The sequence below is a fragment of the Halomonas urmiana genome (assembly GCF_005780185.1).
In the GTDB taxonomy this organism is placed as follows: Bacteria; Pseudomonadota; Gammaproteobacteria; order Pseudomonadales; family Halomonadaceae; genus Halomonas; species Halomonas urmiana.
Map to the genome: position 1 here is coordinate 1 of NZ_VBUI01000042.1, position 17,686 is coordinate 17,686.

Below are 17,686 nucleotides of genomic sequence, written 5' to 3' on the forward strand. Positions count from 1 at the left end.
CCGAGCGCCGAGCGCCGAGCGCCGAGCGCCGAGCGCCGAGCGCCGAGCGCCGAGCGCCGAGCGCCGAGCGCCGAGCGAACAGCATGATGTCTCTGCCACCTCTGGTGTCAACGCAAAGCCCCCACTGGATGCTTGTACCGCGGGGGCTCATTCTACCTCTGTACCTGCTGCCGTAACGGTGCAGCTTGGCGGCTCGGCGCATGGCCGCTTGGCGCTGCCTAGTCGAACCAGCCGCCGATCAGGTTGGTGAAGAAGCGCTGCACCTGATCGATCAGGCGCTTGAAGAAGCCGCCCTCCTCGATGCTCTCGAGGGCGACCAGCGGCCGCTCGCCGACCACTTCCTCGCCTTGGCGCACCTCCATGGTGCCCACCCGATCGCCGGCGGCGATCGGCGCGGTCAGGTCGGCCTGGATGTCGAGCTTGGCGGTGAGCTCGTCGTCGCGAGCCCGCGGCACGGTCATGACCACGCTGCTGTCGACGCCGACGCGCAGCTCGTTCTTGTCGCCGCCCCAGACGCGCGGCGTATTGAGCACGGCACCGGCGTCGTAGAGCTTCAGCGTCTCGTAGTAGCGAAAGCCATAGCTCAGCAGTTTCTGGGACTCCTGGGCCCGCGCCTCCTCGGAGGCCGTGCCCATCACCACCGAGATGAGCCGCATGTCGTCACGCTCGGCGGAGGCGACCAGGCAATAGCCCGCCTCCTCGGTCCAGCCGGTCTTCAGGCCGTCCACGCTGGCATCGCGCCACAATAGGCGATTGCGGTTGGGCTGCTCGATGCCGCCGTAGGTGAACTGCTTCTGGCGATATATCCGATAGTGCTCGGGATAGTCGTTGATGATGTGCTGGGACAGCAGGGCCAGGTCGTGAGCCGAGGAGTAATGGTTCTCGTGGGGCAGGCCCGTGGCATTGACGAAGCTGGTGTCGTGCATACCCAGACGCGTCGCGTGCTGGTTCATCAGGTCGGCGAAGGGGCGCTCGCCGCCGGCCAGGTACTCGGCCATGGCCACGCTGGCGTCGTTGCCGGAGACGATGACGATGCCGTGCAGCAGCTCGCTGACCGGCACCTGCTCGCCGACCTCGATGAACATCTTCGAGCCGCCGGTGCGCCAGGCCTTCTCGCTGATCGGCACCAGCCCATCCGGGCTGATGTTGCCCTGGTCGAGCTCACGCTCCACCAGGTAGGCGGTCATCAGCTTGGTCAGGCTGGCCGGCGGCAGGCGCTCGCGTGAATTGTGCTCGGCCAGCACCCGGCCGCTATCGGCATCCATCAGGATCCACGAGCTGGCGGCCAGCTGCGGCGGCGAGGGGATCATGGTCTGCGGCTTGGGCACCGCCTGGGCCGCGGCCTGTGACGTGATCAGCAGCAGGCTGACCAGCAGCACCGGCAGGAGCCGATGGCGACGAAGGAAAAGCGTGAATCTCATGGCAAGGGTTCTCATGGGGTGCATCACAGGGTTATACGCTAGGAGACGCCGACTCAGTCGGCATCGTCGACGATGAAGGCCTGGGCGAAGCCGGCCCGGCGCAACTGTTCACGGACCGGGGCGACCTGGCCCGAGGGATCCAGCGGGCCGACCTGAACGCGGTGAAGGCCCGTGGCGCTGGCCACGCGCACGGGCCGGGCGATTTCCGTCTCGAGGCGGGCCTGAAGGTCCCGGGCTCCCTCCTCGGACCCCAGGGCGGCCACCTGCAGGAAGACGCCATCCGCCGGCGCGTCGCTGGCGACTCGAGACGCATCGCTGGCGTCCGCCGTCGCCGAGGCACGCACCGCCGCCGCGTCCTCGCTGGGGTCGGGCTGCGGGTCACCACCGCGCTTGGCGAGCCAGCGCTCCACGTCGATGGCCTCCACCCTCACCCGGCCGGTACCCTGCTCGAGGATGCCCAAACGGGCGGCCGCGGCATAGGAGAGGTCGATCTCCCGTTCGCTGTGGAAGGGGCCGCGATCGTTGACCCGCACGATCGTCGAGCGCCCGTTGTCGAGGCTGGTGACCCGGACGAAACTCGGCAGCGGCAAGGAGCGGTGGGCGGCGCTCATCTTGTACATGTCGTAGATCTCGCCGTTGGAGGTGGCGTAGCCGTGAAACTTCTCGCCATACCAGGAGGCTCGCCCCTCGCGACGGTAGCCACTGGCATCCGCCATCACCTCGTAGCGCTTGCCCCACACCTCGTAGGGGGACGTGTTGCCGCCCCGAGAGCGCGGCTCGCGCTGCGGCACGGCATCGGGCACCTGGGCCACGTCGGGGGGATCCTCGGGATAGGCGTCACCGGACAGCGCGTAGCGTCCGCCGCCCTGGGCGGATGCGGAGCCCGACTCGCTCGGCTCGACGGGCCCGGGCCGCGGGCCGCCGCTGCCGGCACAGCCGACCAGCAGCGTCGTCAGGCTCAGGATCACCAGGGCGCGTCTCATGGGGCCTCCTCGGGCATCGTGTCGGCGGCCTCGAGCCAGCCGGCCTTGCGGCCGCGCGCCTCGGCGATCGCCGCGGCCAGCTCCGTTACCGCCATGGCATAGAGATGGCTGTGGTTGTAGCGGGTGATCACGTAGAAATTCTGCTCGCCGAGCACGTAGCGCCAGGCATCCTGCCCATCCTCCAGGGCCACCGGCAGCAGGCGATGATCGTCGCCCAGCGCGTCCGGCACCTCGAGGCCCGCCTCGGCGACCCTGGCGGCCGGCACCGCGGGCGGCCGCGCGGCGCGATTGAACTCGATGCCGTCGGGCAGCGCGGCAGGCCCCTCGACCGCGTGATAGATCGGGGCATCCGCGCGCCAGCCATGTTCGGTGAAGTAGTTGGCCACGCTGCCGATGGCATCCACCGGGTTGGTCCAGAGATCGCGCCGGCCGTCGTCGTCGAAATCCACCGCATAGGCGCGGTAGCTGGTCGGGATGAACTGCGGATAGCCCATGGCCCCGGCGTAGGAGCCGGTCAGGCTGCCGGGGGCACGCCGCTGCTCGAAGGCGATCTCCAGGAAGGCGGCCAGCTCGCCGCGGAAGAAACGGCCACGGCTCGGGTGGTGGAAGGCCAGCGTCGACAGCGAGTCGAGCACGCGGTGACGACCGGTGATCTCACCGTAGCGAGTCTCGACGCCGAGGATCGCGGCGATGATCTCCGGCGGCACGCCGAAATCGGCCTGGGCCCGTGCGAAGGCGTCTGAGTGGGCCTCGATGAAGGCCACTCCGTTGGCGATGCGCGCCTCGTCGAGGAAGATGGCGCGGTACTCGGGCCAGGTCAGTCGATGCTCGGCGGCGCCGCTCATGGCGTCGAGCACCGACTGGCGGTATTCGGCCGCCTGCATGGCGGCCTCAAGCCAATCGCGGTCGATGCCCTGCGCGGTGAGTTCCTCCACCAGCCGGCGCGCCTCGGCGTGTCGCTGCGGATCGAAGTCCGCCGCCGGCGAGCCGGCCGCGTTCAGGGCCAGCAGCCCTCCCGCCAGCCAGGCCTTCCAGCGTGTTTCCTGTGGTGACGACACCGTCATCGCAGCTCTCCTTGAGTCGTGTCGGTTGCCTAGCGCGGCAACAGGCGGCGGTGGGCATTCACGGCCATGAGAATACCGAAACCCGCCATCAAGGTCACGCTGGAGGTCCCACCATAGCTGACCAGCGGCAGCGGCACGCCGACCACCGGCAGGATGCCGCTGACCATGCCCACGTTGACGAAGACGTAAATGAAGAAGGTCAGGATGATGCTGCCCGCCACCAGCCGCCCGAAGGTCTCCTGAGCGGCCCCGGCGAGCCATAGCCCGCGCCCGACGATCAGCAGGTAGAGCAGCAGGAAGGCCAGCATCCCCACTAGTCCGAACTCCTCGCCCAGCACCGCCACGATGAAGTCGGTATGGCGCTCGGGGAGGAACTCCAGCTGGGACTGGGTGCCTTGCAGCCAGCCCTTGCCCCAGAAGCCGCCGCTGCCGATGGCGGTGGTCGACTGGATGATGTTCCAACCCGCGCCCAGCGGGTCGCTCTCCGGGTCGAGGAAGGTCAGCACCCGCTGGCGCTGATAGTCGTGAAGGTTGATCCACAGCAGCGGCAGCGCCGCCGCCGCCAGGGCGGCGCAGAACAGGATGAAGCGCCAGGAGAGCCCCGCCAGCACCACGACCAGCACCCCTGCCGTCGCCACCAGCAAGGAGGTGCCGAGGTCGGGCTGCCGGGCGATCAGCGCCACCGGCAGGCCGATGATCACCGCGCACACGACCAGATCGCGCCAGCGCGGCGGCAGCACCTGGCGGCTCAGCCAGGCGGCCACCATCATCGGCATGGCCAGCTTCATCAGCTCCGAGGGCTGAAAGCGGATCACGCCGGGAATCACCAGCCAGCGCTGGGCCCCCATGCCCATGTCGCCGATCAGCTCCACCGCCACCAGCATGCCAAGCCCCGCCACGTAGACCAGCGGTGTCCAGCGCAGCAGGGTCGTCGTGGAGAGCTGGGCGAGCCCGACCATCACCACCAGCGCGACGCCGAAGCGAATGGCCTGGGCGGTGACCACCGAGAAGTGCTGGCCGCTGGCGCTGTAGAGCACCACCAGGCCCGCCAGCATCAGCACCAGCAGCATGCCGAGCAGCCAGGGGTCGAGGTGGATGCGCTCCCACAGGCTGCGCCGCCGTGCGATGCCGCTCAGCGAGGGTTTCACGGGGTGGCTGCGCAGGCCACGCGTCAATTCGTTCCAGATCATCGGTCAGCCTTCCGCCACGCGGTCGTCTTCACGCTCCAGTGCCTCGCGCACCTCGTCGCTGTCCGGCGCTTCGTCATCGAGCAGCCAGGCATCGGTCATCGCCTTGGCCAGGTGGGCGGCATGAGTGCTGCCGCCCCCGGCATTCTCGACGATCACCGCCACGGCGATCTCGGGCGCCTCCACCGGCGCGAAGGCCATGAACAGGGCGTGGTCGCGCAGCCGCTCCTTGAGCTCGTCGGCGTTGTATTTCTCGTTCTGGCCCAGCGAGAAGACCTGGGCGGTGCCGGACTTGCCGGCCATCCGGTACTCGAGGTCGCGGCCGATCCGACGCGCCGTGCCCTCGCGCCCCGAGACGACCTTCTCCATGCCGGAGTAGACGCTGTCCCACCACGCCTCGTTGCCGAGCTCGATGTCCGGCGGCGTATCGGGCAGCGCGACCGGCACCTCCCGCTCGCCGATGCGGTGTGCCAGGCGAGGCTTCACCCACTGGCCACGGTTGGCCAGCACCGCCGTGGCCGTCGCCAGCTGCAGCGGGGTCACCTGCAGGTAGCCCTGGCCGATGCCCACGGAGAGCGTCTCGCCGGGATACCAGGGCTGGTTGAAGCGCCCGCGTTTCCAGTCACGGGAGGGCATCAGGGCGTCGCTCTGGCCATAGACATCATGGGCGACCCGCTGGCCGAAGCCGAAGGCGGTCAGGTTCTCGTGGATATGATCGATCCCGAGCTCATGAGCCAACGAATAGAAGTAGGTGTTGTTGGAGACGGCGAGCGCCCGCTCCAGATCCACCCGGCCGTGGCCCCAGCGCAGCCAGTTGCGGTAGCGTCGCGAGTCGTTGGGCAGCTGGAAGTAGCCGGGATCGTAGATCACCTCGCCCGGCGTGATCGCGCCCTCCTTGAGGCCGGTGATGGCCATGAACGGCTTGATCGTCGAACCTGGCGGGTAGTGGCCACGGATGGCGCGATTGTAGAGCGGCAGGTCCAGATTCTCCTGCAGCGCGCGGTAGGAGGCGACGTCGATGCCGGTGACGAACTGGTTGCTGTCGAAGCCCGGCACCGAGGCCAGGGCGAGGATCTCGCCGGTGGTCGGCGCGATGGCGACGATCGAGCCGCGGCGCCCGTTGAGCAGCTCCACGGCGAGCCTCTGCAGCTCGCTATCCAGGGTCAGGGTCAGGTCGCGCCCGGGCACCGGGTCGGTATGGCCGAGCTCGCGCAACACCCGCCCGCGGGCATTGGTCTCGACCTTGCGCAGGCCGGCCTGGCCGTGCAGCTCGTCCTCGTAGAAGCGCTCCACCCCGCTCTTGCCGATGAAGTGCGTGCCGGCATAGTCGCCCGAGTCCAGCCCCGCCAGCTCCTCAGCGTTGATCCGGCCCACGTAGCCCAGGGCATGCACCATGGTCTCGGCATCGGGATAGTAGCGCAGCAGCTGGGCCTCGACCTCGACGCCGGGCAGGCGATGACGGTTGACCGCCAGGCGGGCGATCTGTGCCTCGTCGAGATCGCTCATCAGCAGCGCCGGCTGGAAGGGCCGCTGGCGTTGGCGCGAGCGGACCCGAAAGGCCTCGGCTTCCTTTTCGGGCAGCTCCAGCAGATCGACCAGCAGCGCCAGGGTGGTATCCAGATCATCGACCCGCTCACGCACCAGGGTCAGGTTGTAAGTGGGACGGTTCTCGGCCAGCAGTTCGCCATTGCGATCGTAGATCAGGCCACGGGTGGGCGGCAGCGGCTCCACGCGCACCCGGTTCTTCTCGGAGCGCGTGCTGTAGACCTCGTGCTGCACCACCTGCAGGTAGAACAGCCGCCCGCCCAGCAGCCCCGTCAGGGTCAGCACCACCAGCACGGCCAGCAGCGAGCGCATGCGGAACGCGTGCAGCTCCTGTTCCGGGTTCTTGAGGGTATCGCGGCGGCGACGCATGCTAGGTAATGACCTCGGGATGATGAAGCGAAAGAGCCTTCAGCGGTGATCACGAAAAACCTTCAGCGGTGCCCAGCGGTGCCCAGCGGTGCCGGTGCGGCGCGCCGTCAGCGGTGATAGGGGTGGCCGACCAGCAGGGTCCAGGCCCGATAGAGCTGCTCGGCGAGCAGGATGCGCACCAGGGGATGGGGCAGGGTCAGCGGCGAGAGCGACCAGCGCTGGTCGGCGCCGGCCGAGAGTGACGGCTCCAAGCCATCGGGCCCGCCCACCAGCAGCGCCACGTCACGCCCCTCGAGGCGCCAGGCGTCGGCCTCGCGGGCCAGCTGTTCGGTGCTCCAGGCCTTGCCGCCCACCTCGAGGGCCACGAGATGCTCGCTACCCCGGAGGCGGGCGCGGATGCGCTCGGCCTCCGCGGCCATGGCGCGCGCCACGTCGGCGTTCTTGCCGCGCTGCCCCGGGGCGATCTCCTCTACCTCCAGGGCGAAATCGCGGGGCAGCCGCTTGCGGTACTCCTCGACGCCGCGATTGACCCAGTCGGGCATCTTGGTGCCCACCGCCAGCAGGCGGACTCTCATGAGCCCTGTTCGGCCCGGGATTCGGCGTCGCTCGGCAGGTCGGCCCAGAGCCGTTCGAGATCGTAGAGCTGGCGCGTCTCGGGAAGCATCACGTGAACCACCAGCTGGCCGAGGTCGACCAGCACCCAGTCGGCCCCGTTCTCGCCCTCGACACCCAGCGGCGCCAGGCCCTCGTCCTTGGCCGCCTGTACCACCGTATCGGCCAGCGCCGCCACGTGGCGGGTGGAGGTGCCGGTGGCCAGCACCATGCGGTCGGTCACGCTGGTCAGTCGCGCCACGTCCAGGACGGCGATGTCCTGGGCCTTGAGGTCCTCCAGTGCGTCGATCACCAGAGTCTTGAGTGCGTTGATATGCATAGCGCTTCGTATCTGCCCTTGGTCAGCGGGAATTCGTTACTCCCATTGTACCGACTCGACGCGCCGGTGGGCAGCACTGAACCACGCCGGCGCCAGCGACTCGGCCAGGGCCGGTGACGTCGCCGGCCACCGGACCCGCCATCAGCGGTGCCGGTAGAGTCCCCGTGCGAGGATGCGCGCCTCCACCGCCTCGGGCAGCAGGTAGCGAACGCTGAGCCCGCTCGCCAGGCGACGGCGCACCTCGGTGGCCGAGATGGCCATACGCGAGGGCAGCCGCAGGCGCAGCAGCTTCCCGGCCGGCTGGGCCATCAGCACCTCGCCCTCCTCGACCTCGCGCCCCGCCAGCAGCTCGGTCAGCGCCGCCGGAAGCACCGCATCATGGTCCGGGCGATCGATCACCACCACGTGGGCCAGCGCGAAGAGACGCTCGGGCTCGTGCCAGTCGGCCAGGCGCAGGAAGGCGTCATGCCCCAGCGCCATCACCAGCCGCGCCTCGTCGCCGACTTCGCGACGCAGCGAGGCCAGGGTGTCGGCACTGTAGGAGGGGCCGTCACGCGCGAGCTCGCGGGGATCGGCCACCAGCCCCGGCGTGTCGGCGATGCCCAGGCGCAGCAGCGCCAGGCGCTCGTCGGGCGAGACACGCGGCTCACCGCGCAGCGGCGGCATGGCCGCGGGGATCATGTGCACGCGATCCAGCGCCAGCGCCTCGCGAAGCTCCACCGCACTGCGCAGATGCCCGAGGTGGACCGGGTCGAAGGTGCCGCCCAGCATGGCCAGGCGAGGCGGGGCCGGCGTCTCGACGGCGCGGGCCGGCAGCCCCGCCTCGCTCACTGGCGCACCTGACCATCGCCGAGCACCACGTACTTGCGGCTGGTCAGCCCCTCGAGCCCCACGGGGCCCCGGGCATGCAGGCGGTCGGTGGAGATGCCGATCTCCGCGCCCAGGCCGTACTCGAAGCCGTCGGCGAAGCGGGTGGAGGCGTTGACCATCACCGAGCTGGAGTCCACCTCGGCCAGGAAGCGTCGCGCCAGGGTGTAGTTCTCGGTGACGATGGCATCGGTGTGGCGCGAGCTGTAACGCTCGATGTGATCCATGGCGGCGTCGAGGCCGTCGACCACGCGAATCGCCAGCACCGGCGCCAGGTACTCCGCCTGCCAGTCCGCCTCGGTGGCGGGGGCGATGTCGCCGAGGATCGCCCGAGTCCGCTCGCAGCCGCGCAGCTCGACCCGATGCTCGGCGTAGGCCGCCGCCAGACGGGGCAGGAGGAGCTCGGCCACCGCGGCATCGACCAGCAGGGTCTCCATGGTGTTGCAGGTGCCGTAACGATGGGTCTTGGCATTGACCGCGATGGCCAGCGCCTTGTCGGCATCCGCAGTGGCGTCGATGTAGACATGGCAGACGCCGTCGAGGTGCTTGATCACCGGCACCCGAGCCTCGCGGGTGATACGCTCGATCAGCGACTTGCCGCCGCGCGGAATGATCACGTCGACGTACTCGGGCATGCTGATCAGCCGGCCCACGGCGGCGCGGTCGGTGGTGGCGACCACCTGCACGGCGCCCTCGGGAAGGCCGGCCTGCTCGAGGCCGGCGCGGATGCAGGCGGCGATGGCGGCGTTGGACTCGCGGGCCTCGGAGCCACCGCGCAGGATGGCCGCGTTGCCCGACTTCAGGCACAGGCTCGCCGCCTCCAGGGTGACGTTGGGACGCGACTCGTAGATGATGCCGATGACCCCCAGGGGGACCCGCATCTGGCCGACCTGGATGCCGCTGGGCCGCGCCCGCAGCCCGTCGATCTCGCCGACCGGGTCCGGCAGCGCCGCCACCTGGGCGAGCCCCTCGATCATCGCGTCGAGGCGCGCCTCATCCAGCGCCAGGCGGTCGAGCAGGGCCGCGTCCAGGCCGCTCTCGCGACCCCGGGCCAGGTCACGGGCGTTGGCCGCCAGCACCTCGCCGCGAGCCTGCTCGAGGGCCTCGGCCATGGCCAGCAGGGCGGCATTCTTGGCCGCCGTGTCGACCCGGCGCATGCGGGTCGCCGCCTCGCGGGCGCCCTGTCCGAGGCGCTGCATGTAGGTGTCGACGTCCCCGATCTCCGGGGTGGCGGTCTCGAGATCCGAGCGGGAGGCTTGAACTGTCATGCCGATGGGTCTCTCCTGAGGCCGGCGCCGCCGCGACACGGGCAGGGCCGGGGTTATACTGTGCCGAAAACCGGTAAGGGATTCATACTAATCCACCATGCAGACCAAGTACAAAAGCGTCCTGCTGCGCGGCAACCTGCTGATCGCGGCGGTGCTGATGGCACTGCTGGCCGCCCGCACCCCGACCCTGACCGACACCCTGCTGATGTGGCTGGCCGCGGCCTGGCTCGCCATCACCGCGCTGTTGCTGACCTTCGACCACCGCCGCCCCGCCACACTGCCCTGGCAGCTGCTGCCGATCCTGCTGCTGGCGGCGCTGCTGTGGGGAGAGCCCGGCCGCCACGTCACCTGGCTATGGGCCTGGGCCATGCTGCTGATGCTGCCTCAGCCCCGCTGGGTGCTGCTGGTGGGCAGCCTGCTGGCGTTCGCCACCTGGTGGCCGCTCAGGGACCTGCTGGGCCTCGAGCAGTGGGTGCTGAGCGGCCTGCTGCTCGCGGCCCTGATGCTGCTGGGCCTCTCCCGGGCGCTGGACCTGCGCGCGCGACGCCAGAGCGCCCTGCGCCGCGCCCGTCTGGTGCCGGGCCTGCCACTGTGGCCCGGCGAGCGACTGCCCGGCGACCTGGCCCTCGAGCGCAAGCGTAGCCTGCGCGAGGGCGTGCACGCCGAGCTGCTGCTGCTGCACACGCCGCGCCACCGCTGCTGGCCGCTGTCGCAGCAGCTATGCCGCCTGACCTACCGTTTCGAGCACTGCTACCAGCTCGACTCGACGACACTGGCGGCGATACTGACCAGCCGCGACCGTGATCAGGCCGACGAGCGCCGCGAGCTGCTGTGGCACTCCCTGGAGGTCCGCGGGCCGGCCCGCGCGATTCCCCTGCGCAGCCTGAGATCACTGGACGACGAGCGCCAGGCCCTGGCCTGCCAGCCGGCCGGCCTGCGGGTGATCGAGGAGACCCCCGATGCATGACCGCGACCGCCACTCCTCACGACTGTTCGCCCTGTGGCACGCCGGTGGTGCGCTGCTGCTGCTGGGCATGGCCCTGTGGCTCTACCTGATGGGCGAATACGAACGCATCCCCCTGCCCGCCGCGCTCTCGCTGCTGATGGTGGTCGCCACCCTGCTGAATGCAACCCGTGAGGAGTACTCGCGGCTGGCCGCCTACCTGGCGCTGATCAGCGGCTATCTGCTGATCGCCGTCGAGCTGCCCCGCCAGTCCGGCCTGCCGCCACTGTGGGTAGGCCTGCCGCCGGTGCTGACCCTGCTGCTGCTGCCGCTGGCCCCCGCCATGCTGCTCAATCTCGCCCTGACGCCGGTCTGGCTGGCCCTGCTCGGCAACGGGCAACTCGATGGCCAGATGCTGCTGGGTTACCTGAGCCTGGTGGCCGTCGCGGCGCTGGTGCCCTGGGAGCAGGCTCGCCAGCACGCCCTGCTCAGGGCCACGGACCCACGCGACGCCGAGTGCGCGGCCACCAGCCGTGAGACCCTGCACGAACTGCTGGCCAGCGAAGTCGAACGCGCCGGGATGCTAGGCCAGCCGCTGGGGGTGCTGCTGATGCATCTGCCCCAGCTGGACATGGCCGGCGAACAGTTTGGCCACGGCGCGCGGCAGGCGCTGCTGGATACCCTCTGCCAGGCGGTCTCCAGCCGCAGTCGCGATCACGACATCCTGGGCCGGGAGGGTCCGGGGGACTTCTGGTTGGTGATGCCGGATACCAGCGAGAGCGGCGCCCTGCTGGTGCAGCACCGCCTCGCCCAGGCCCTGGAGCAGATGTCCCTGATGGATACCGGCCCGATGGAGGTGCGGCTGCGCCTGTGCCGACCGCGGGCCGGCGAATCCTCGCCGCACTTCGAGCAGCGCCTGGAAGCCGGCAGCCAGTCGCTGGCCGACGGCTGAGCGCCCTGCACCACGGTACGACAACGGAGCGTCACGTGAACATCGCCGACACCCTCTTTCAGCTGGCGCCCTCGCCGGGGCTGCTGCTGCTGATCATCGCCGCCATCGCGCTGGTGGAATCCCTGGCGCTGGTGGGGTTGCTGGTTCCCGGCGTGGTGTTGATGACGGCCGCCGCGTCCCTGGCCGGCCACCAGGAGCTCGCCGTGATCACGGCCATCCTCGCCGCCTTCATCGGCGCCGTGATCGGCGACGGCCTGAGCTTCCTGCTGGGCTATCACCAGCGCGAACGGGTCACCGCCCAGTGGCCGCTGTCGCGCCACCCGGAGTGGCTGGCCCGGGGCGCGCGCTTCTTCCAGCGACACGGCTCGCTCTCGGTCCTGCTGGGACGCTTCGTGGGGCCGGTGAGGCCGGTGGTGCCGCTGATCGCCGGCATGCTGCGCATGTCGCCCCGCGCCTTCCTGTGGGCCAACCTGATCTCGGCGGCCCTGTGGGCACCGGCCTACGTGCTGCCAGGCTATGCGCTGGGGCGCACCTGGCAGCGGCTGGTGGCGCTGCCCGAGGGGCTGGAGGCCTGGCTGGTCGGCCTGGGCGTGCTGGTGGTGATCCTCGCGGTGATCTTCTCCTGGGTGCGCCACCTGGTGACCCGCGAGGGGCTGGCCTATCGGGGGCTGATCGGCTGGTCGCGGCGCAGTGCCCTCGGCCGGCGCCTCTGGCGGTGGCTCTCCCCGCCCCACGACGTCGAGCCGCCACTCGCCTCCTGGCTGCTGCTGATCCTCTCGCTGACCGCCCTCTCCGCCTGGACGCTGGTGGTCATTCATCACGATGCCCCGCTGCTCATGGACGCCCGCCTGGAGGGGCTGATGCGCGCCCTGGCGCTGCCTGGCCTCGACGCGATCGGCCAGGCACTGGAGCGGGCCGGCGATCTGCCCGGCGTGCTGGCACTGGTGCTGCCCTGGGGTATCTGGCTCGCCTGGCGACGCCACTGGGCGGCCTTCTGGCATATCGCCGGCGGCCTGATCGGCATCGCGCTACTCAATACCCTGGGCAAGGCGGCGATCGGCCGCATCCGCCCCATGACCCCGGAGCACCTCACCGACTCCTTCTCCTACCCCAGCGGCCACACCTCCACCGCGGTAGTGCTGTTCGGCATGGCCGCGGCCTTCGTCAGCCGCGAACTCCCTCCCGGCCGGCGCTACCTGGCCTACTGGGCGGCCATTGCGGCCATCCTGCCCATGGCGCTGTCGCGCCTGGTGGTCGGGGTGCACTGGCTCAGCGACCTGATCGGCGGTGCACTGCTCGGCCTGGTGGTCTGCGCCCTGGTGCAGCTCGCCTGGCAGCGCCACCCGAGGGCGCCGCTGCGGCCCTGCCCCTGGCAGCGGCTGGGGATCGCCTCGCTGGTGCTGGTCGCTGCGCGGATCGCCTGGCTGCCGCCTATCTGAGCCGTAAGCTGGAAGCTGGAAGCTGGAAGCTGGAAGCTGGAAGCTGGAAGCCAGCATGATCTCGCTATCTGGGGTCAAGGGGTTTTGCTTACAGCTTCAAGCTTCCAGGAGCGCAGCGACGTTCTTCCAGCTCCGGGCGAAGCCCGGTCAGCCCAGGGCTAACCAGAGCCCCACGCCCACCATCAGCGTGCCGGCGACACGGTTGAGCAGGCGCACGCTGTCGCGCTGACCGAGCAGCCGCCGCAGAGCCTGACCGCCCGTGGCATAGAGCAGCAGACAGAGGAACTCGATGGCCAGGATCATCGCGATCAGCGCCGCGAGCTGGGGCGCCAGGGGGCGGGAGGCATCCAGGAAGGGGGGCAGCAGCGCCACGAAGAAGGCCCAGCCCTTGGGATTGGCCACCGCCGTGACCAGGCCCTGCAGGGCCAGCTGACCGCGGGCGGCGGGCGGGCCCGCCTCGAGCGCCTCGGGAATGGCCATGCCCCCGCGGGAACGCCACATCATCACGCCCAGGTAGCCCAGATAGGCGCCGCCCAGCCACTTGAACACCGCGAAGAGCTCGGGCTGGCGCAGCATCAGTGCGGCCACGCCGGCCCCGGCGGCGAAGGCCACCAGCCCGACGCCCGCGAGCTCGCCGACCATCATCCATAGCGTGCGCCTCACCCCCTGCGTCATGCCCAGCACCATGGCCAGGGTCATGCACATGCCCGGCGTCAGCGAGACCAGCAGGAAGGTCGGCACGAACACCGACAACAGGCCCAGGCTGACCATTCGAGAAACCTCCATGTCAATAAACGCCGAGCGCCAAGCGCCAAGCGCCAAGCGCCAAGCGCCAAGCGCCAAGCGCCAAGCGCCAAGCGCCAAGCGCCAAGCGCCAAGCGCCGCAGGATGATGCCGCCAGCCCTGGTGCCGACAAGCTTCTTTCCACGACGCTTGCGCCCATCACTAGACGGCTGGGCGCTAGGCGCTTGCAGCTGGGCACTGCCCGAAGGGCGTCACTCGCCCCAGCGGGGCATCAGGCGGTGCTCGATGCCGAGCTGGTTGAGGATGCGCGCGACGATGAAGTCGACGAGGTCCTCGATGCGCTGCGGCTGATGGTAGAACCCCGGGGCGGCAGGCAGGATCACCGCGCCCATGCGGGTCAACGACAGCATGTGCTCCAGGTGGATCGCCGAGAAGGGCGTCTCGCGGGGCACCAGGATCAGCCGGCGCCGCTCCTTCAGGGCGACGTCGGCGGCGCGCTCGATGAGGTTGTTGCTGGCGCCGGTGGCCACCGCCGAGAGGGTGCCGGTAGAGCAGGGACAGATCACCATGGCCGAGGGCGCCCCCGAGCCGGAGGCCACCGGGGCCATCCAGTCCTCGCGGCCGAAGCAGCGAACCTGGCCCGACGCGGCGCCGGTGCGCTCGGTCAGCACCTCGGCGAGCCGCTCCGGCCGTGCCGGCAGCTCCTCGTCGGTCTCGGTGGCGATCACCAGGTGGGCGGCCTTGGAGATCATCACCCAGACGCGATGCTCGGCCGCGACCAGCGCCTCGATCAGGCGCAGGCCGTACTGAGCACCGGAGGCGCCGGTCAGCGCCACCGTGACGGGCTCGCGCAGCTCGGCAGACGCCGTCGACTCAGCGTGCATGGGCGACCTCCAGGGCGGCCAGCAGCTTCTCGTGGATGCCGCCGAAGCCGCCGTTGGACATCACCACGATGCGATCCAGCGGCCGCGCCTCGGCGACCAGGGCGGCGACCAGGGCGTCGAGGTCCTCGCAGAGTCGGGCCGGCACCGGGCTCGCCTCGAGCACCGGCGCCAGCGACCAGTCGAGCCCCGGCGGCTGGAACCAGAAGGCGGCATCGGCGGCCGCCACGCTCGCCGCCAGGCGATCGCGCAGCGTGCCCAGCCGCATGGTGTTGGAACGCGGCTCGATCACCGCCAGCAGCCGACCGCGAGGCGTCGCGGCGCGCAGGCCCTCCAGGGTGGCGGCGATCGCCGTGGGATGATGGGCGAAGTCATCGATCACCTCGATGCCGGCCACCTCCCCGCGCAGTTCCTGACGCCGCCGCGGGGTCGCGAAGCGCGACAGCGCGGCGGCGCCGCGCGCCAGGTCGACCCCGCAGGCGTTCGCGGCCGCCAGGGCGGCCAGGGCGTTGCGGGCGTTGTAGGCGCCGGTCAGCGACCAGTCGACTACCGCGTCCTCGTTCACCTCCCCTGCCCCGTCGCGAGCCTCGTGGACCACCCGAAAACGCGAGGCGTCCTCGCGCTCGAGTTCGAGCCGCCAGGGGCTCGTCGCCGCGCTGCCGAAGTGGTCCACGGGCGTCCAGGCGCCCATCGCGATCACCCGTTCGAGGGCCGGCTCGCCATCGGCCACCAGCAGCCGGCCGCGTCCCGGCACGGTGCGCACCAGATGATGGAACTGCCGCTCGATGGCGGCCAGGTCGGGAAAGATGTCGGCGTGGTCGAACTCCAGGTTGCCAAGGATGGCGATCTCGGGACGGTAGTGGATGAACTTGGAGCGCTTGTCGAAGAAGGCCGTGTCGTACTCGTCGGCCTCGACCACGAAGGGGGCATCCGGGGCGCCGAGGCGCGCCGAGACGCCGAAGTTGCGCGGCACCCCGCCGATCAAGAAGCCCGGCGACTGGCCGGCGGATTCCAGCAGCCAGGCCAGCAGGCTCGCCGTGGTGGTCTTGCCGTGGGTGCCGGCCACGGCGATCACGCGGCGTCCCGGCAGCACCCGTTCGGCCAGCCACTCGGGGCCGGAGACGTAGGGCAGCCCCAAATCGAGCACCGCCTCGACCTCGGGATTGCCCCGCGCGAGGGCGTTGCCGATCACCACCCGGTCGGGGCGCGGCGAGAGATTGTCGGCCGAGTAGCCGTCGCACAGGACGATGCCCGCCTCCTCGAGCTGGGTGCTCATGGGCGGATAGACATTGGCATCCGAACCGCTGACGGTGAGGCCCTTCTCGCGGGCGAGCAGCGCGAGGCTGCCCATGAAGGTGCCGCAGATGCCGAGGATGTGAAGGTGCATGCAGTCTCCGGGAGTCTTGCCGCCGCCGGCCGCGGCGCGATCTGCGCGAGCCTAGCATGGCGCGCTCGGGCCGCTCCAGTGAGCGCCCCGGCCCCCCAGGGCTATCGCCGTTGGCTCGGCCTTGAAAGCGAAAGGCGCCGGGGACAGGTCGAAGAGGGGGTCCGGAGGCCAGGGAAGGCGGAGGTAGCGTACAGGGAGGTATTCACAGCGCCCCCTCGAAGGCCTGTCGCCGGGAAAGCCTTGAGCGATGTTGCCAACGGCGATAGCCCTGCCCGGCCCCCGTGCGGGCGGGTGCAGTGACCGCCACTTTCGGCTAGACTTTGCGGCTTTCGCCATCCCCGACGTATCAGGAGCAGGTAAGCCCCATGGCCCAGCATAACGCCTTCTACGCCCAGTCCGGCGGCGTCACCGCCGTGATCAACGCCAGCGCCTGCGGCGTGATCGAAGCCTGCCGCCGCCATCCGGACCAGATCGGCAAGGTCTACGCCGGCCACAACGGCATCATCGGCGCCCTCACCGAGGACCTGATCGACGTCAGCCAGGAGAGCGACGAGGCCATCGCGGCGCTGCGCCACACCCCCGGCGGCGCCTTCGGCTCCTGCCGCTACAAGCTTAAGGACATCGAGACGCATCGCGCCCAGTACGAGCGGCTGATCGAGGTCTTCAAGGCGCACGACATCCGCTACTTCTTCTATAACGGCGGCGGCGACAGCGCCGATACCTGCCTGAAGGTCTCGCAGCTCTCCGAGAAGCTCGGCTATCCGCTGACCGCGATCCACGTGCCCAAGACCGTGGACAACGACCTGCCGATCACCGACAACTCGCCGGGCTTCGGCAGCGTGGCCAAGTACATCGCCACCTCGACCCTGGAGGCCTCGCTGGACATCGCCTCCATGTGCGCCACCTCTACCAAGGTCTTCGTGCTGGAGGTGATGGGTCGCCACGCCGGCTGGATCGCCGCCGCCGGGGCCCTGGCCGGCGAGGGCGAGGGCGAGCCGCCGCACCTGGTGATCTTCCCCGAGGTGGCCTTCGACCGCGCCGCGGTCATGGCCCGGGTCGACGCCTGCGTCAAGGAGTATGGCTACTGCGTGATCGTGGTCTCCGAGGGCGCGCGCTACGAGGACGGCACCTTCCTCGCCGACTCCGGCAACACCGATGCCTTCGGCCACCGTCAGCTGGGCGGCGTGGCGCCGACCCTGGCCGGCATGGTCAAGCAGGACCTGGGCTACAAGTACCACTGGGCGGTGGCCGACTATCTGCAGCGCGCCGCGCGCCACCTCGCCTCGAAGACCGACGTCGACCAGGCCTATGCGGTGGGCGACAAGGCCGTGGAGCTGGCCGTGGCGGGCCAGAACTCCATGATGCCGACCATCAAGCGGGTCAGCGAGACGCCCTACGAGTGGCGCATCGAGGCCGCGCCGCTGGCCGAGGTGGCCAACCGCGAGAAGTTCATGCCCTACGAATTCATTCGCGAGGACGGCTTCGGCATCACCCAGGCCTGCCGCCGGTACCTGGCGCCGCTGATCCAGGGCGAGGACTTCCCGCCCTTCGAGAACGGCCTGCCCAAGGTGGCGCGCCTGAGGCTGGCCAAGGTCGAGCGCAAGCTGCCGGAATTCACGATCTAGGCGGCGCCGAGCGCCGAGCGCCGAGCGCCGAGCGCCGAGCGCCGAGCGCCGAGCGCCGAGCGCCGAGCGCCGAGCGCCGA

General features: G+C 70.2%; 16 protein-coding genes. 4 read left to right on the top strand and 12 right to left on the bottom strand.

The annotated features are described in order from the left end of the window. Positions 1–218: 218 nt before the first annotated feature. The 9 genes from FEI13_RS17940 to FEI13_RS17980 form a co-directional block, all read right to left on the bottom strand. Complete coding sequence (locus FEI13_RS17940) at positions 219–1,421, bottom strand: D-alanyl-D-alanine carboxypeptidase family protein (protein WP_138182872.1); 1,203 nt, start codon at positions 1,419–1,421, stop codon at positions 219–221. A gap of 53 nt (positions 1,422–1,474) precedes the next feature. After that, complete coding sequence (locus tag FEI13_RS17945) at positions 1,475–2,404, bottom strand: septal ring lytic transglycosylase RlpA family protein (protein WP_138182873.1); 930 nt, start codon at positions 2,402–2,404, stop codon at positions 1,475–1,477. Next, complete coding sequence (mltB, locus tag FEI13_RS17950; protein ID WP_138182874.1) at positions 2,401–3,468, bottom strand: lytic murein transglycosylase B; 1,068 nt, start codon at positions 3,466–3,468, stop codon at positions 2,401–2,403. Before mltB ends, FEI13_RS17945 begins: the two co-directional genes overlap by 4 nt. Positions 3,469–3,497: 29 nt before the next feature. Beyond that, entirely contained in the window at positions 3,498–4,658 is a 1,161-nt protein-coding gene (gene rodA / locus FEI13_RS17955; protein ID WP_138182875.1) for a rod shape-determining protein RodA, read from the bottom strand. Between the two features lie 3 nt (positions 4,659–4,661). Then, positions 4,662–6,569, bottom strand: coding sequence for a penicillin-binding protein 2 (gene mrdA, locus FEI13_RS17960; RefSeq protein WP_138182876.1), 1,908 nt, complete (start codon positions 6,567–6,569; stop codon positions 4,662–4,664). Between the two features lie 107 nt (positions 6,570–6,676). Further along, entirely contained in the window at positions 6,677–7,144 is a 468-nt protein-coding gene (rlmH, locus tag FEI13_RS17965; protein WP_138182877.1) for a 23S rRNA (pseudouridine(1915)-N(3))-methyltransferase RlmH, read from the bottom strand. Continuing rightward, entirely contained in the window at positions 7,141–7,500 is a 360-nt protein-coding gene (rsfS, locus tag FEI13_RS17970) for a ribosome silencing factor (RefSeq protein WP_138182878.1), read from the bottom strand. Before rsfS ends, rlmH begins: the two co-directional genes overlap by 4 nt. A gap of 141 nt (positions 7,501–7,641) precedes the next feature. Then, entirely contained in the window at positions 7,642–8,271 is a 630-nt protein-coding gene (gene nadD / locus FEI13_RS17975) for a nicotinate-nucleotide adenylyltransferase (protein ID WP_138182886.1), read from the bottom strand. A gap of 56 nt (positions 8,272–8,327) precedes the next feature. Next, the gene (locus tag FEI13_RS17980) at positions 8,328–9,635 is read right to left on the bottom strand and encodes a glutamate-5-semialdehyde dehydrogenase (protein WP_138182879.1); all 1,308 of its coding nucleotides are present in this window, start codon (positions 9,633–9,635) and stop codon (positions 8,328–8,330) included. Positions 9,636–9,732: 97 nt separating this feature from the next. Between FEI13_RS17980 and FEI13_RS17985 the strand changes: the two genes are divergently transcribed. From FEI13_RS17985 to FEI13_RS17995, 3 genes are read left to right on the top strand one after another with little or no spacing between them, the layout of a single operon-like run. Beyond that, on the top strand, positions 9,733–10,602 hold the full coding sequence (locus tag FEI13_RS17985; protein WP_138182880.1) for a hypothetical protein: 870 nt from the start codon (positions 9,733–9,735) through the stop codon (positions 10,600–10,602). After that, positions 10,595–11,530, top strand: coding sequence for a GGDEF domain-containing protein (locus FEI13_RS17990; RefSeq protein WP_138182881.1), 936 nt, complete (start codon positions 10,595–10,597; stop codon positions 11,528–11,530). Before FEI13_RS17985 ends, FEI13_RS17990 begins: the two co-directional genes overlap by 8 nt. Before the next feature lie 35 nt (positions 11,531–11,565). Further along, positions 11,566–12,969, top strand: coding sequence for a bifunctional DedA family/phosphatase PAP2 family protein (locus tag FEI13_RS17995; RefSeq protein ID WP_138182882.1), 1,404 nt, complete (start codon positions 11,566–11,568; stop codon positions 12,967–12,969). A 147-nt stretch (positions 12,970–13,116) separates the two neighbouring features. Here FEI13_RS17995 and FEI13_RS18000 read toward each other — a convergent pair whose 3' ends face one another. The 3 genes from FEI13_RS18000 to mpl form a co-directional block, all read right to left on the bottom strand. Beyond that, positions 13,117–13,740, bottom strand: coding sequence for a LysE family translocator (locus FEI13_RS18000; protein ID WP_138182887.1), 624 nt, complete (start codon positions 13,738–13,740; stop codon positions 13,117–13,119). 224 nt (positions 13,741–13,964) lie between these two features. After that, entirely contained in the window at positions 13,965–14,597 is a 633-nt protein-coding gene (locus FEI13_RS18005) for a flavin prenyltransferase UbiX (RefSeq protein WP_138182883.1), read from the bottom strand. Further along, positions 14,587–15,981, bottom strand: a complete 1,395-nt coding sequence (mpl, locus tag FEI13_RS18010; RefSeq protein WP_138182884.1) for a UDP-N-acetylmuramate:L-alanyl-gamma-D-glutamyl-meso-diaminopimelate ligase — start codon at positions 15,979–15,981, stop codon at positions 14,587–14,589. The genes FEI13_RS18005 and mpl overlap by 11 nt, the downstream gene beginning before the upstream one ends. A 365-nt stretch (positions 15,982–16,346) precedes the next feature. On the opposite strand from mpl, the gene FEI13_RS18015 reads away from it, so the two are divergent. Continuing rightward, positions 16,347–17,606, top strand: coding sequence for a 6-phosphofructokinase (locus FEI13_RS18015; protein ID WP_138182885.1), 1,260 nt, complete (start codon positions 16,347–16,349; stop codon positions 17,604–17,606). The last annotated feature ends 80 nt before the right edge of the window (positions 17,607–17,686 follow it).